Source organism: Tropicimonas sediminicola, from assembly GCF_900188335.1.
Classification (GTDB): domain Bacteria; phylum Pseudomonadota; class Alphaproteobacteria; order Rhodobacterales; family Rhodobacteraceae; genus Tropicimonas; species Tropicimonas sediminicola.
Genome location: NZ_FZOY01000001.1, coordinates 448,255 through 461,617 on the forward strand (window position 1 = coordinate 448,255; position 13,363 = coordinate 461,617).

Annotated in this window: 16 protein-coding genes; 11 read left to right on the top strand and 5 right to left on the bottom strand. The window is 68.2% G+C overall.

Translation table 11 applies throughout. The features are described 5' to 3' along the window. The first annotated feature begins 267 nt into the window (after nucleotides 1-267). Nucleotides 268-981, top strand: coding sequence for a tRNA (guanine(46)-N(7))-methyltransferase TrmB (trmB, locus tag CHB86_RS02165; protein ID WP_089230901.1), 714 nt, complete (start codon nucleotides 268-270; stop codon nucleotides 979-981). A 16-nt stretch (nucleotides 982-997) separates the two neighbouring features. Here the strand turns inward: trmB and CHB86_RS02170 are convergent, their stop codons facing one another. Then, nucleotides 998-1,828: an aldo/keto reductase gene (locus CHB86_RS02170; RefSeq protein ID WP_089230902.1), complete on the bottom strand. Its 831-nt coding sequence runs from the start codon at nucleotides 1,826-1,828 to the stop codon at nucleotides 998-1,000. 148 nt (nucleotides 1,829-1,976) lie between these two features. Here CHB86_RS02170 and aroA point away from each other — a divergent pair, with 148 nt between their 5' ends. From aroA to trpB, 9 genes are all read left to right on the top strand, one after another. Continuing rightward, nucleotides 1,977-3,329 carry a 3-phosphoshikimate 1-carboxyvinyltransferase gene (aroA, locus tag CHB86_RS02175; RefSeq protein WP_089230903.1) on the top strand — a complete coding sequence of 451 codons (1,353 nt, stop codon included), beginning with the start codon at nucleotides 1,977-1,979 and terminating at the stop codon, nucleotides 3,327-3,329. An 84-nt stretch (nucleotides 3,330-3,413) separates the two neighbouring features. Further along, on the top strand, nucleotides 3,414-4,049 hold the full coding sequence (locus CHB86_RS02180; protein ID WP_089230904.1) for a (d)CMP kinase: 636 nt from the start codon (nucleotides 3,414-3,416) through the stop codon (nucleotides 4,047-4,049). 35 nt (nucleotides 4,050-4,084) lie between these two features. Continuing rightward, nucleotides 4,085-5,095 (top strand): aldo/keto reductase, encoded by a 1,011-nt coding sequence (locus tag CHB86_RS02185; protein WP_089230905.1) that lies wholly within the window; start codon nucleotides 4,085-4,087, stop codon nucleotides 5,093-5,095. A 269-nt stretch (nucleotides 5,096-5,364) separates the two neighbouring features. Next, entirely contained in the window at nucleotides 5,365-7,044 is a 1,680-nt protein-coding gene (gene rpsA / locus CHB86_RS02190) for a 30S ribosomal protein S1 (protein WP_176442739.1), read from the top strand. Between the two features lie 342 nt (nucleotides 7,045-7,386). Next, entirely contained in the window at nucleotides 7,387-7,674 is a 288-nt protein-coding gene (gene ihfB / locus CHB86_RS02195; RefSeq protein ID WP_089230907.1) for an integration host factor subunit beta, read from the top strand. A 15-nt stretch (nucleotides 7,675-7,689) separates the two neighbouring features. Continuing rightward, entirely contained in the window at nucleotides 7,690-8,055 is a 366-nt protein-coding gene (locus tag CHB86_RS02200; protein ID WP_089230908.1) for a lipopolysaccharide assembly protein LapA domain-containing protein, read from the top strand. 7 nt (nucleotides 8,056-8,062) lie between these two features. Next, nucleotides 8,063-8,707 carry a phosphoribosylanthranilate isomerase gene (locus tag CHB86_RS02205; RefSeq protein ID WP_089230909.1) on the top strand — a complete coding sequence of 215 codons (645 nt, stop codon included), beginning with the start codon at nucleotides 8,063-8,065 and terminating at the stop codon, nucleotides 8,705-8,707. After that, complete coding sequence (locus tag CHB86_RS02210) at nucleotides 8,704-9,153, top strand: GNAT family N-acetyltransferase (protein ID WP_089230910.1); 450 nt, start codon at nucleotides 8,704-8,706, stop codon at nucleotides 9,151-9,153. The genes CHB86_RS02205 and CHB86_RS02210 overlap by 4 nt, the downstream gene beginning before the upstream one ends. Before the next feature lie 165 nt (nucleotides 9,154-9,318). Then, entirely contained in the window at nucleotides 9,319-10,551 is a 1,233-nt protein-coding gene (gene trpB / locus CHB86_RS02215; RefSeq protein WP_089230911.1) for a tryptophan synthase subunit beta, read from the top strand. A 48-nt stretch (nucleotides 10,552-10,599) separates the two neighbouring features. Here trpB and CHB86_RS02220 read toward each other — a convergent pair whose 3' ends face one another. Further along, nucleotides 10,600-10,983: a DUF2237 family protein gene (locus CHB86_RS02220; protein WP_089230912.1), complete on the bottom strand. Its 384-nt coding sequence runs from the start codon at nucleotides 10,981-10,983 to the stop codon at nucleotides 10,600-10,602. 93 nt (nucleotides 10,984-11,076) lie between these two features. Next, entirely contained in the window at nucleotides 11,077-11,760 is a 684-nt protein-coding gene (gene pth / locus CHB86_RS02225) for an aminoacyl-tRNA hydrolase (RefSeq protein ID WP_089230913.1), read from the bottom strand. Between the two features lie 102 nt (nucleotides 11,761-11,862). Between pth and hmuQ the strand changes: the two genes are divergently transcribed. Then, nucleotides 11,863-12,183: a heme-degrading protein HmuQ gene (gene hmuQ, locus CHB86_RS02230; RefSeq protein ID WP_089230914.1), complete on the top strand. Its 321-nt coding sequence runs from the start codon at nucleotides 11,863-11,865 to the stop codon at nucleotides 12,181-12,183. Here hmuQ and CHB86_RS02235 read toward each other — a convergent pair. Then, nucleotides 12,180-12,896, bottom strand: coding sequence for an LrgB family protein (locus CHB86_RS02235; protein WP_089230915.1), 717 nt, complete (start codon nucleotides 12,894-12,896; stop codon nucleotides 12,180-12,182). The two genes, hmuQ and CHB86_RS02235, sit on opposite strands and share 4 nt — an antisense overlap. After that, entirely contained in the window at nucleotides 12,889-13,248 is a 360-nt protein-coding gene (locus tag CHB86_RS02240; protein WP_089230916.1) for a CidA/LrgA family protein, read from the bottom strand. The genes CHB86_RS02235 and CHB86_RS02240 overlap by 8 nt, the downstream gene beginning before the upstream one ends. Nucleotides 13,249-13,363: the final 115 nt, after the last annotated feature.

Genomic DNA, 13,363 nt, shown 5'->3' on the forward strand with positions numbered 1-13,363 from the left:
AGGCGGCGCCGGCTTCGCCTGTCCTGAAATATCCTCGGGGGAGCCTTCCGGACCTGTCCGGGAGGCGCGGGGGCAGACAGCCCCCGGCCGCCCCCTCCAGGATGCGCTACGGCCGACACCGGGGTTCTCCCGCCCGTCTTCGCCCCCTGCCGGGGGCTCATCCGGTTGGGCCGGGCCGCGCGCTTTCGCGCGCGGCGGTCGCGCTCCGCTCCGCTACGTCGCCTCGCCGCTTGACCGCGGCCACCGCCTTTGACAAAGGCAGCGCCCATGACCCCGAAGAACAGCCCCACCGCCGCCCCCTGGCGCAATTTCTATGGCCGGCGCCATGGCAAGACCCTGCGCCCGAGCCAGCAGACCTATCTCGAGGAAGACCTGGCGGAGTTGTCGCCCGGCCCCGTCGACTGGGAGTCCAACCCCGAGCGCCGGCCGCTTGACCTCGCCGGCCTGTTCGGTGAGCGCGAGGTCTGGCTGGAGATCGGCTTCGGCGGCGGCGAGCACATGGTCCACCAGGCCGTGACCCATCCCGAGGCGGGTATCATTGGCTGCGAGCCCTTTATCAACGGTGTTGCGATGCTGCTCGGCAAGATCCGGGCCGCGGGGGCGGAGAACATCGCCGTCCACCCCGGCGACGCCCGCGATATGTTCGACGTGCTGCCCGAGGCGTCGATCTCGCGCGCCTTCCTGCTCTATCCCGACCCCTGGCCGAAGAAGCGGCACCACCGGCGCCGTTTCGTCACGCCCGAGCACCTGTCGCCGCTGGCCCGGGTGCTGAAGCCCGGCGCCCAGCTGCGGGTGGCCACCGACATCCCCGACTACGTGCGCCAGACGCTGGAGCAGGTGCCGCGCCACGGGTTCCGGTGGACGGCGGAGGGCCCGGCCGACTGGCGCGAGCCCTGGGATGATTGGATCTCCACCCGTTACGAGCAGAAGGCGCTGCGCGAGGGCCGGGTGCCGCATTACCTGACCTTCCTGCGGGACTGACCCGCAGGCGGGCCGCTCAGAGCAGGCGGAAGACCGACGGGTCCGGCCCGCAGCGCAGGCCGATGTCGAGCCCGGCGATCGCCTCCATCTCGGCCGGGGTCAGCTCGAAATCGAAGACGTCGAGGTTCTCGGCCTGGCGCGCGGGCTTTTCGGAGCGCGGGATCACGGCGTTGCCGAGCTGGATGTGCCAGCGCAGGACGACCTGGGCCGGGCTCTTCCCGGTGCGTGCGGCGGCCTCGGCAATGGGCGCGTCCTCGAAGGAGCGGGCGTTGCCGAGCGGTGTCCAGGCCTGGGTCACGATGCCGTGCTTTGCGTTCACCGCCCGCAGCTCGGGCTGCTGCAGTTTCGGGTTCACCTCGATCTGGTTCAGCGCGGGCACGACGCCGGTTTCGGCGATGATGCGCTCCAGATGTTCGGCATTGAAGTTCGACACGCCGATGGACCGCATAAGCCCCTCGTCGCGCATCTCGATCAGCGCCTGCCACGTCTCGACATAGAGATCGCGGCTCGGCACCGGCCAGTGGATCAGCACGAGATCGAGCTGCTCCACCCCGATCGAGGCGAGGCTGCGTTCCACCGAGGCGCGGGCCGCCGCCCGGCCCTGGTCGCGGTTCCAGACCTTGGTGGTGATGAAGACCTCGTCGCGCGGGACGCCGGAGCTGCGCAGCCCCTCGCCGAGTTCGGCCTCGTTTCCATAGATATAGGCGCCGTCGATCAGCCGGTATCCGACCTCCAGCGCGCTGCGGATGGTGCCGGTGGCGGTGCCGGCCGGCACCTGCCAGATGCCGAAGCCGAGCTGCGGGATCGAATGGCCGTCGTTGAGGGGGAGGGTGGGAACATCGGTCATGGGGGGCTCCTCGATGCATGACGCGGATCTTGGCACTGGCTAGCGCGATCCCGGCCGGGATGCAAAACCCCCGGCGGTCGCTGGACGCTGGCGGCGCGCTGCGGTAACCGGCTTCCGGACAAAGGCCCGACAGAGGAGGAAGCCGCGCATGTCGTCACACGGACCCGCCCAGAAGATGACAGCCCGCGCCGGCGGCCCGCTGAAGGGCATCGCGCATGTGCCGGGCGACAAGTCCATCTCGCACCGCTCGCTCATTCTCGGCGCGCTCGCGGTGGGCGAGACGCGGGTGAGCGGGCTGCTCGAAGGGCAGGACGTACTCGACACCGCCAAGGCGATGGCCGCCTTCGGCGCCGAGGTGACCCGGCATGGCGAGGGAGACTGGTCGATACACGGTGTCGGCGTCGGCGGCTTTGCCGAGCCGGAGGACGTGATCGATTGCGGCAATTCCGGCACCGGCGTGCGGCTGGTCATGGGGGCCATGGCCACCATGCCGATCACCGCGACCTTCACCGGCGATGCCAGCCTGCGTTCCCGCCCGATGGGGCGTGTCACCGATCCGCTGGCGCTGTTCGGGGCGCGTGCAGTTGGGCGCGACGGCGGCAAGCTTCCGATGACGATCGTCGGCGCGGCGGACCCGGTCCCGGTCGATTACGTGACGCCGATGGCCTCCGCGCAGGTCAAGTCGGCGGTGCTGCTGGCCGGGCTTAACGCGCCGGGAAAGACGGTGGTGACCGAGCGCTCCGCCACCCGCGACCACACCGAGCGGATGCTGCGCGGCTTCGGCGCCGAGGTGGTGACCGAGCAGACCGGCGAGGGCTACCGGATCACCCTGACCGGCCGGCCGGAGCTGAAGCCCCAGACCATCGCGGTGCCGCGCGACCCGTCCTCGGCGGCCTTCCCCGTCTGCGCCGCGCTGATCGTGCCCGGCTCGGACGTGCTGGTGCCCAACATCGGGCTCAACCCGACCCGCGCGGGGCTGTTCACCACGCTGCGCGAGATGGGGGCCGACCTGAGCTACGAGAACGAGCGCGAGGAGGGCGGCGAGCCGGTGGCCGATCTGCGGGCCCGCTTCTCGCCCGACATGAAGGGCATCGAGGTTCCGGCCGAGCGCGCGCCCTCGATGATCGACGAATACCCGATCCTGTCGGTCGTCGCCTCTTTCGCCGAGGGCAGCACCTACATGCCCGGCGTCCACGAGTTGCGGGTGAAGGAGAGCGACCGGATCGACGCGATGGCCGTGGGGCTGCGCGCCTGCGGTGTCGAGGTCGACGAGACCGAGGACAGTTTCACCGTCCACGGCCTTGGTGCGGGGGGCGTGCCCGGCGGGGCAACGGCGGCGGCGCGGCTCGACCACCGGATCGCGATGTCTTTCCTGATCTGCGGGATGGCCGCGAAACAGCCCGTGAGCGTGGACGACGCAGGGCCCATCGCCACCTCCTTTCCGATCTTCGAGGCCCTGATGCGGGAGCTCGGCGCAACGCTTTTGCGCCCGAACGCCTGAGCCACCGGCGGCACAGCCGCCTTCACCCGCAGCGGTTCCTGCGTTAAGACCGCTGGACGGAATCCGGACAGGAGGGAGGGCGCAATGAGTCTGACCATTGCCATCGACGGGCCCGCGGCATCCGGCAAGGGCACCATCGCCCGGGCGCTCGCGGAGCGGCTGGGCTACCGGTATCTCGACACCGGGCTGCTCTATCGCGCGGTCGGTCGGCGGACGCTTCAGGGCATGGCGCCGCTCGACGCCGCCGAGGCGCTGACCGCGGCCGAAGTCGCCGATGCCGACGCCCTGCGTGCGCCCGATGTGGCGCAGGCCGCGAGCCGTGTCGCCGCGATGCCCGAGGTGCGCGCGGCGCTGGTGGATTTCCAGCGCGCCTTCGCCCGCCGCATGGGCGGCGCGGTGCTCGACGGGCGCGACATCGGCACCGTGATCTGCCCCGACGCCGACGTGAAACTCTTCGTGACGGCCTCTGACGCGGTGCGGGCAGAGCGGCGTTTCAAGGAGCTGTCCGGCAAGGGGCATAGCGTGACGCTCGCCGAGGTCGCCGCCGACCTGGCCGAGCGAGACCGCCGCGACGCGGCCCGCGCCACCGCCCCGCTCACCGCGGCGCCGGATGCCGTGCGGATGGATACCAGCACCATGAGCATCGAAACCGCCGTCGAAACGGCGCTTGCCGTGGTCGGCGACGCGCTTCGAAGGACCGGCCAGAGCGCGGTGTCCTGACCCGGCGCGGGCGACATACCAGACAGGAGACGAGAATGCAGCTTCGCAGGATGGGCCCGGACGGGCCGCAGGTGTCCGCGCTCGGGGTCGGCGCCATGTCCTTCTCGGATTTCTACGGGCCGACCGACGAGGCCGCCTCCCACGCCATTCTCGACGCCGCGATGGCGCAGGGTGTCACCCATATCGATACGGCGAATGTCTATGGCGGCGGCGCGTCGGAAGCCGCCATCGGCAGTTTCCTGAAGGCTCGGGGCGCCGCCGCGCGCGAGTATTTCCACATCGCGACCAAGGCCGGCATCCTGCGCAGCGGCCCGCTCGGCGCCGGTGCGAACCGCTTCGACAATTCGGCCGGCTACCTCGCCGCGGAGCTGGACGCCAGCCTGGCCCGGCTCGGCACCGATCACGTCGATCTGTTCTACGTCCACCGTCGGGACCCCGAGACTCCGATCGAGGAGGTGACCGAGACGCTCGCCGGGCTGGTCAAGGCCGGCAAGACCCGCGCCTTCGGCTTCTCCGAGATTGCCCCCAGCTCGCTCCGGCGGGCGGCAGCGGTGCATCCGGTGGCCGCGGTGCAATCGGAATACTCGCTCTCCACGCGGGCGCCGGACCTTGGTCTCGTCCAGGCCTGCGCCGAGCTGGGCACCGCGCTGGTGGCCTTCTGCCCGGTCGGTCGCGGCCTGCTGACCGATACCCCGCCCACCGCGGAGCGCGTGTCGGCATTGCCGTTCCTCTCTGGAAACCCGCGGTTCATGGCGCCCAACCTGGCCGCGAACCTGACAGCGACCGAGCCCTTCCGTGCGCTTGCAGCAGAGATGGGCCAGCCAGCGGCATCGGTCGCCATCGCCTGGGTGCTGTCCCGCGGAGAGCATGTGATCGCCATCCCCGGCACGCGCTCGGTGGCGCATTTCGAGGAATTGCTGCGCGGCGCCCGCCTGACGCTCTCGCCCGAGGACCTCGCCCGGATCGAGGCGGTGCTGCCGGTCGGCTGGTGCCACGGCGATCGCTACAACGCCGCCCAGTGGCAGGGCCCGGAACGCTACTGCTAGGTTCCGGTCGGCTTACCCATGGTAACACGCCCGCCGGTGGCATCGTCCGAGATATGCGCGACGCTCTTGTTTCGCGGGCCGGATGCGCGTATAGAGCCCGCTGTCACACAAAAGGCGGTCAACGTCGGGATACGGGCAGGGTCGGGGATACCTCCGGCCCTGATTGTCTTTCCCGGCCCTTTCAGGAGGGGCGCCTTTCCGACCAATCCAAAGACCGGCGGAGACAACCGCTCGGCCAGTAAAAGCGAAACGTAAGGAAAACCGACTGAATGTCCGCTAATGCATCCATGGAGGAATTCGAAGCCCTCCTTCAAGAAAGCTTCGAGATCGACACGCCGTCCGAGGGCAGCGTTGTCAAGGGCCGCGTGATCGCGGTCGAGGCCGGTCAGGCCATCATCGACGTCGGCTACAAGATGGAAGGCCGCGTCGATCTCAAGGAATTCGCCAACCCCGGCGAGGCCCCGGAAATCGCCGTCGGCGACGAGGTCGAGGTGTTCCTCGATCGCGTGGAGAACGCCCGTGGCGAAGCCGTCATCTCCCGTGACAAGGCACGCCGCGAGGAAGCCTGGGACCGCCTGGAGAAGGCCTATGCCGACGAAGCCCGCGTCGAAGGCGCGATCTTCGGCCGCGTCAAGGGTGGCTTCACCGTCGATCTCGGCGGCGCCGTGGCCTTCCTGCCCGGCTCTCAGGTCGATGTGCGCCCCGTGCGCGACGCCGGCCCGCTGATGGGCCTCAAGCAGCCGTTTCAGATCCTCAAGATGGACCGTCGCCGTGGCAACATCGTTGTCTCGCGCCGCGCGATCCTCGAGGAATCCCGCGCCGAGCAGCGCGCCGAGGTCATCGGCAAGCTGACCGAAGGCGATGCGGTCGACGGCGTGGTCAAGAACATCACCGAATACGGTGCGTTCGTCGACCTCGGCGGCGTTGACGGCCTGCTGCACGTCACCGACATGGCCTGGCGCCGTGTGAACCACCCCTCCGAGATCCTGTCGATCGGCGAGACCATCAAGGTCCAGGTCATCAAGATCAACAAGGAAACCCACCGCATCAGCCTCGGCATGAAGCAGCTGCAGGCCGACCCGTGGGATTCCGTCGAAGCCAAGTTCCCGCTCGAGTCGGTGCACACCGGCCGCGTCACGAACATCACCGACTACGGTGCGTTCGTCGAGCTGGAGCCGGGCGTCGAGGGCCTGGTGCACGTCTCCGAGATGTCCTGGACCAAGAAGAACGTCCACCCTGGCAAGATCGTCTCCACCTCCCAGGAAGTGGAAGTCATGGTGCTCGAGATCGACACCGCGAAGCGTCGCGTATCGCTCGGCCTCAAGCAGACGATGCGCAACCCGTGGGATGTTTTCGCCGAGACCCACCCGGAAGGGACCGTGGTCGAGGGCGAGGTCAAGAACATCACCGAATTCGGTCTGTTCATCGGCCTTCCGGGCGACATCGACGGCATGGTGCACCTCTCCGACCTCAGCTGGGATCAGCGCGGCGAAGAGGCCATCCAGCAGTACCGCAAGGGTGACGTGGTTCAGGCCGTGGTCACCGAGGTCGACGTCGAGAAGGAGCGCATCTCGCTCTCCATCAAGGCCCTGGGCGGCGACAAGTTCGCGGAAGCCGTTGGCGGCGTGAAGCGCGGCTCGGTCATCACCGTGACCGTCACCGCGATCGAGGACGGCGGCATCGAGGTGGAATACGAGGGCATGAAGTCCTTCATCCGCCGCTCCGACCTCAGCCGCGACCGTGGCGAGCAGCGCCCCGAGCGCTTCCAGGTCGGTGATCACGTCGACGTGCGCGTCACCAACATCGACAGCAAGACCCGTCGTCTGGGCCTGTCGATCAAGGCACGCGAGATCGCCGAAGAGCGCGAAGCGGTCGAGCAGTTCGGCTCCTCCGATTCGGGTGCATCGCTGGGCGACATCCTCGGCGCCGCGCTGAAGGGCGACGACTGACGTCCTGCGCGAGACCTTCGCAGAAACCACAGAGCCCCCCGCGCCCGGCGCGGGGGGCTTTCCTTTTCCGGGGCCGGGCGGCCAGGCGCGAGGGCGCGAGAACAGTGTTCAACCTTGCGAATCGAGCCTCCTGCGGATGATCGGTGGCGCGCCCGGAAACGCGCGAAGTGCCAGAGCGCCGTTCGGTCACGAGATTTCTCGCCTGATTTCCAAGCTTTAGTCGGCAGATTCTGGCACTTCACCCTGCCTTTTCCGTTCCGCGCTCCGGAAAATGCCCGTATAGTCCGAGGAGCGGGACGGCTGGCGGGGCCGCCGCTTGTTCGTCGAGAGAGGGGGAGGAACATGATCCGATCGGAACTCATACAGATCCTCGCAGAGGAGAACCCCCACCTCTATCAACGGGATGTCGAGCGGATCGTGAACACGGTCTTCGAGGAGATCATCGGCGCGATGGCCCGGGGCGACCGGGTCGAGCTGCGCGGTTTCGGCGCCTTTTCCGTGAAGAAAAGGGATGCGAGGACGGGACGAAACCCGCGCACCGGCGAAGCGGTCGATGTGGACGAGAAGCACGTCCCCTTCTTCAAGACCGGGAAGCTGCTGCGCGACCGGTTGAATGGACTGGAGACCTGAGAGGTTCGACCCGCGATGCGTTATATCCGTTACCTGTTCGTTGCCCTGATTCTCGTCGCGCTCGTGATCGGCGCGATGGCCAATCGCCAGCTTGTCACGCTGACCGTGCTGCCGACCGGCCTTGCCGATCTGGCCGCCTGGAACTACTCGATCGATCTGCCGCTCTTCGTGGTGGTACTCGGCGGCGTGGCCGTGGGGCTGCTGCTCGGCTACGTGCTGGAGTGGATCCGCGAGAGCAAGCACCGGGCCGAGGTCGCCAAGCGTCAGAAGCAGGTCAAGTCGCTCAACCGGGAGGTTTCGCGCCTGAAGGTCGAGACCAACCAGGGCAAGGACGAGGTCCTCGCCATCCTGGACGACGCCGCAACCCGCAAGGCCAGCTGATCGCGCCATGCCGTCCGACATCAGGGTCAAGATCTGCGGCCTGACACGGCCGCAGGACGTGCATGCCGTCGCCAAGGCCGGGGCGGCCTATGCCGGCTTCGTCTTCTTTGCGAAATCCCCCCGCCATCTGGACATCGAGACGGCCCGCGCCTTGGCGCTCGAGGCGCCGGTGGGGCTGGCCAAGGTCGCGTTGACCGTCAATGCCAGCGACGCGGAACTGGACGCGATCGTCGAGACGGTGCCGCTCGACATGCTGCAGCTTCACGGAGCGGAAAGCCCCGAGCGGGTGGCCGACCTGCGCGCCCGCTACGGCTTGCCGGTGATGAAGGCGATCGGCGTCGCAACCGAGGCGGACCTGCCGGCGCTGGTGGAATACGGCCGGGTGGCCGATCAGCTTCTGGTCGATGCCAAGCCGCCCAAGGGCGCGGAATTGCCCGGCGGCAACGGGCTGGCCTTCGACTGGCGCCTGATCGCCGGCCGCCGCTGGCCGGTGCCCTGGATGCTCGCCGGCGGGCTGACGCCGGAGACCGTGGCCGAGGCGATCCGCCTGACCGGTGCGCGGCAGGTCGATGTGTCCTCCGGCGTCGAAAGCGCACCCGGGATCAAGGACGCGGCCAGGATCGGGGCCTTCATCGACGCGGCGCAGGCATGAGCCTCGTGTGGCGCGAGGCGCGGCGCGAGGACGTGCCGGCGATCGTCGCCATGCTGGCGGATGACGCGCTTGGACAGGGGCGGGAGAGCGGCGATCTGGCGCCCTATGTCGCGGCGTTCGAGGCGATGCAGGCCGAGGGCGGCAACCGGCTCATCGTCGGCGAACGCGCGGGGGAAGTGGTTGCCACCTACCAGCTGACCTTCATCACCGGCCTGTCTCTCAAGGCGACGCGGCGCGCCCAGATCGAGAGCGTCCGGGTGGCGTCGCAGGCACGGGGCCAGGGGATCGGCGCGGAGATGTTCGCCGATGCGGAGCGCCGGGCGCGGGACGCAAGATGCGGATTGATGCAGCTCACCACGAACAGTGCCCGAACGCGGGCGCATGCGTTCTACGAGGGGCTCGGCTACGTCGCTTCGCATGTCGGTTTCAAGAAGAGCCTGGACTGAGGCGAAACGGAATGTGTCGGGGCCGGCGATTTTTCGTACGAAAAATCGTGCCTCCGGCGGGGATATTTTCGGACAGAAGAAGCGGGGGTGGTTTTCGCCGCTTCGGTGCCGGTATAGGATCGCCGGGCTGTCCGGCTGGGCGGCGCGCAAGCAATGAGGATGGCGATGCCCGAGGATCTGATCAATTCGTTCATGAACGTGCCTGACGAGAAGGGGCGCTTCGGCATGTTTGGCGGCCGTTTCGTGTCGGAGACGCTGATGCCGCTGATCCTCGACCTGGAAGCGCAGTACGAGCACGCCAAGACCGACGAGAGCTTCTGGGCGGAGATGGACGACCTGTGGAAGCACTACGTCGGCCGGCCGTCGCCGCTCTACTTTGCCGATCGCCTGACCGAGCATCTGGGCGGCGCAAAGATCTACATGAAGCGGGACGAGCTCAACCACACCGGGGCGCACAAGATCAACAACGTGCTCGGCCAGCTGCTGCTGGCGCGGCGCATGGGCAAGACGCGGATCATCGCCGAGACCGGGGCCGGCCAGCACGGCGTGGCCACCGCCACCGTCTGCGCCAAGTTCGGCCTGAAATGTGTGGTCTACATGGGCGCGACCGACGTGAAGCGGCAGGCGCCGAACGTCTTCCGCATGCGGCTGCTGGGCGCCGAGGTCGTTCCGGTGACGAGCGGCCGGGGCACGCTGAAGGACGCGATGAACGACGCGCTGCGTGATTGGGTGACCAATGTGCGCGACACCTTCTACTGCATCGGCACCGTGGCCGGGCCGCACCCCTATCCGGCGATGGTGCGCGACTTCCAGTCGATCATCGGCAAGGAAGCCAAGGCGCAGATGCTGGAGCGCGAAGGGCGCCTGCCCGACACGATCATCGCCTGCATCGGCGGCGGCTCCAACGCGATGGGGCTGTTCCACCCGTTCCTCGACGACAAGGACGTGAAGATCATCGGCGTCGAGGCGGGCGGCAAGGGCGTGAACGAGAAGATGGAGCATTGCGCCTCGCTCACCGGCGGGCGGCCCGGCGTGCTGCATGGCAACCGGACCTACCTGCTGCAGGACGAGGACGGGCAGATCCTCGAGGGTCACTCGATCTCGGCCGGGCTCGACTATCCCGGGATCGGACCGGAGCATTCCTGGCTGCATGACACGGGCCGGGCGGAATATGTCTCGATCACCGATGACGAGGCGCTGGCCGCCTTCCAGCTCTGCTGCCAGCAGGAGGGGATCATCCCCGCGCTGGAGCCGTCCCACGCGCTGGCCCATGTAATGAAGATCGCGCCAAAGCTGCCGAAGGATCACGTAATCTGCATGAACATGTGCGGGCGGGGCGACAAGGACATCTTTACCGTCGCGCGCGCGCTCGGGTTCGACATGAGTGATTCCGACTAGGCGGCATCCCTTCCACCGGGCCTGACGCGACCGCGCCGGGCCCGGGGCTTACTCTTCCGTTTCCGGCACCGCGTGTTCGTAAAGGATCTCCAGCGGAACGGTTTCAAGCGCGCGACGGTGGGTGGCGGCGAGGTTCACCCTCGGGGCGCAGCCCTCGTCGTGCGCCTGCAGGAAACGCCCCGCGCAGAGGCACCAGCGATCCCCGGGCTTCAGGCCGGGGAAGCGGAACTCGGGCCGCGGTGTGGAGAGGTCATTTCCGACGTATTTCGAATAGGCCAGGAACTCAGCCGTCATGATCGCGCAGACCGTGTGGCTGCCGCGATCCTCGGCGCAGCTGTTGCATGCCCCATCACGAAAGAAACCGGTCAGCGGATCGGTCGAGCAGGGCTGCAGGGCGCTGCCAAGGACGTTGATGGACGGATCTTTCTTCATGCGGGCCTCGCGACTGGCTCCCCTTGAAGGATAGACGGGTGTCGCGCCCTGTCGAGGGGATTGCGGCGAATGGTCCGCCAGCGGCGGCGTGTTTCAGCGAAACTTGTCCACGAGGCGTTGCAGGGGGCTGCGAGGTGCCTCTTCCTGCGTCGCTTCGGGTGCGGACGCCAGCGCGTCGGCCGCCTTGGGCTTGGTGGTGGAGGAGCGGGGCGGGTTTACGCGCAGGGCGATGGCGTTGAGGAACTTCGCTGAATCGTCGTCGGCCAGCGCGGGCGCGCCGTCTCCGATGCCGCGCAGCAGGTCGTCGAGCCAGCCCGCTTCGGCCTTGGCGAAGTCGCGCAGCACGTAGCCGGCCACCGCGTCCTTGTGGCCCGGATGGCCGATGCCGAGCCGCACACGGCGATACTCCGGCCCGATCGTGCCATGGATCGAGCGCAGCCCGTTGTGCCCGGCATGGCCGCCCCCCTGCTTGACCCGCACCTTGCCGGGGGCAAGATCGAGCTCGTCGTGAAAGACGGTCACGTCGCCCGGCTCGAGCTTGAAGAAGCGCATCGCCTCGCCGACGGACTGGCCGGAACGGTTCATGAAGGTTTCGGGCTTGAGCAGCAGGACCCTGTCGGACCCCAGCCTGCCCTCCGACAGCTGGCCCTGGAACTTGCTGCGCCAGGGGCCGAAGCCGTGATCTTCGGCGATCCGGTCCACCGCCATGAATCCGATGTTGTGGCGGTTCTGGGCGTATTTCGCGCCCGGGTTGCCGAGTCCGACGAAGAGTTGCAAGGCGAGCGTCCTGTTGCGATCCGGTTGACGTTGCCCTTGTCATGCCGTGAACTGCCGCGGATTGCCAGCCCGTGGTCCCGGCGGCGACAGCAGGAGAGTGCCATGTACCTGACGATGAACCGGTTCAAGGTGAAGCCGGGCTGCGAGGAGGAGTTCGAGCAGGTCTGGAAGGGCCGCGAGAGCCAGTTGCCGGAGGTGCCCGGGTTCGTGGCCTTCCACCTGATGAAGGGGCCGGAACGGGAGGGCTACCGGCTCTATGCCTCGCACACGATGTGGGAGAGCGAGCGGGCCTTTGCCGACTGGACGAAGTCCGAAGCCTTCCGCAAGGCCCATGCCGGGGCAGGGGGCACGCGCGACATCTACTTCGGGCCGCCGGAGCTGGAGATCTTCGAATCCGTTCAGGCGATCGGCGAGGGGCTCTAGGAAAAGAGCCCCCAGAGGATCGGCAGCAGCAGCGCGGTGGCCAGGGCGTTGAGCCCCATCGCGAGGCCGGAGAAGGCGCCGGCCGTCTCGTTGACCTGCAGCGCCCGGGCGGTGCCGATGCCATGGCTCGCCGTGCCCATCGCCAGCCCGCGAGCACCCCAGTTGCGCACCCGCAGGAGCGTCAGCAACAACGGGCCAAACATGGCACCGAAGATGCCGGTGACGATCACAAGCACGGCGGTCAGGGAGGGCAGGCCGCCGAGTTCCTCGGCGATGGCCATGGCGACCGGCGCGGTGACGGATTTCGGGGCGAGCGAGGCCAGAACCTCCGGCGTGCCGCCGAGCGCCCAGGCGATCCCGATGGCCGAGGCGATGGCGGTCAGCGAGCCGCAGAGCAGGCTTGCCGTGATCGCCAGCGCAGAGGCCCGGACCCGGTGCCACTGCCGGTAGAGCGGGACGGCGAGCGAGACCGTCGCCGGGCCAAGCAGGAAGTGCACGAACTGCGCGCCCTCGAAATAGGTCGCGTAGTCGGTCCCGGTGGCCTTGAGAACGACGACCACGAGGATCACCGCGCCGAGCACCGGGTTGAGCAGCGGATTGCGCCCCCCCTTGTGGAAGAGCCATGACGCGGCCTGGAAGGCGACCAGGGTGAGCGTCAGGTGAAAGAGGGGAGAGGCGCTGAGATAGACCCAGGTTTCCTGAAGGTTAGTCATCGCTTGCCTCCGTCTCGTCGTTCCGCCCGAGCCACTGCATCAGCAGGCCGGTGACCGCGATCGTTAGCAGCGTGCTGACCACCAGCGCGGCGCCCAGCGGGGCGAGGGCCGCGCCGAGCAGTTCGACATGCAGGATCACTCCGGCACCGGCGGGGACGAACAACAGCGACATCGCGCCCTGCAGACCGCCGGCCACCTCGCCGAGGGGCTCCGGCACCCGGCCCCGCACCATCAGGAACAGGAACAGCAGGACCATGCCCAGCACCGGCCCGGGGATCGGCAGGCCGAGCAGCCCGACACCGATTTCGCCAAGCAGCTGGCAGAGAAAGATCAGCGTCAGGTAGTTGAGCATGTCGGGGCCTCTTCTGCGGTCTCGTTCATATGGCCGGTGCGGCCGGCCGGAAAGGAAAGGGGCCCCGCCGGCCTGTTGCCTGCGGAGCCCCGATCCGTTCGATTGCCCTGGGATC

Coding starts and splice junctions, on each gene's coding strand:
- trmB (WP_089230901.1), top strand. CDS start 268: ATGACCCCGAAGAACAGCCCCACCGCCGCCCCCTGGCGCAATTTCTAT.
- CHB86_RS02170 (WP_089230902.1), bottom strand. CDS start 1,828: ATGACCGATGTTCCCACCCTCCCCCTCAACGACGGCCATTCGATCCCG.
- aroA (WP_089230903.1), top strand. CDS start 1,977: ATGTCGTCACACGGACCCGCCCAGAAGATGACAGCCCGCGCCGGCGGC.
- CHB86_RS02180 (WP_089230904.1), top strand. CDS start 3,414: ATGAGTCTGACCATTGCCATCGACGGGCCCGCGGCATCCGGCAAGGGC.
- CHB86_RS02185 (WP_089230905.1), top strand. CDS start 4,085: ATGCAGCTTCGCAGGATGGGCCCGGACGGGCCGCAGGTGTCCGCGCTC.
- rpsA (WP_176442739.1), top strand. CDS start 5,365: ATGTCCGCTAATGCATCCATGGAGGAATTCGAAGCCCTCCTTCAAGAA.
- ihfB (WP_089230907.1), top strand. CDS start 7,387: ATGATCCGATCGGAACTCATACAGATCCTCGCAGAGGAGAACCCCCAC.
- CHB86_RS02200 (WP_089230908.1), top strand. CDS start 7,690: ATGCGTTATATCCGTTACCTGTTCGTTGCCCTGATTCTCGTCGCGCTC.
- CHB86_RS02205 (WP_089230909.1), top strand. CDS start 8,063: ATGCCGTCCGACATCAGGGTCAAGATCTGCGGCCTGACACGGCCGCAG.
- CHB86_RS02210 (WP_089230910.1), top strand. CDS start 8,704: ATGAGCCTCGTGTGGCGCGAGGCGCGGCGCGAGGACGTGCCGGCGATC.
- trpB (WP_089230911.1), top strand. CDS start 9,319: ATGCCCGAGGATCTGATCAATTCGTTCATGAACGTGCCTGACGAGAAG.
- CHB86_RS02220 (WP_089230912.1), bottom strand. CDS start 10,983: ATGAAGAAAGATCCGTCCATCAACGTCCTTGGCAGCGCCCTGCAGCCC.
- hmuQ (WP_089230914.1), top strand. CDS start 11,863: ATGTACCTGACGATGAACCGGTTCAAGGTGAAGCCGGGCTGCGAGGAG.
- CHB86_RS02235 (WP_089230915.1), bottom strand. CDS start 12,896: ATGACTAACCTTCAGGAAACCTGGGTCTATCTCAGCGCCTCTCCCCTC.
- CHB86_RS02240 (WP_089230916.1), bottom strand. CDS start 13,248: ATGCTCAACTACCTGACGCTGATCTTTCTCTGCCAGCTGCTTGGCGAA.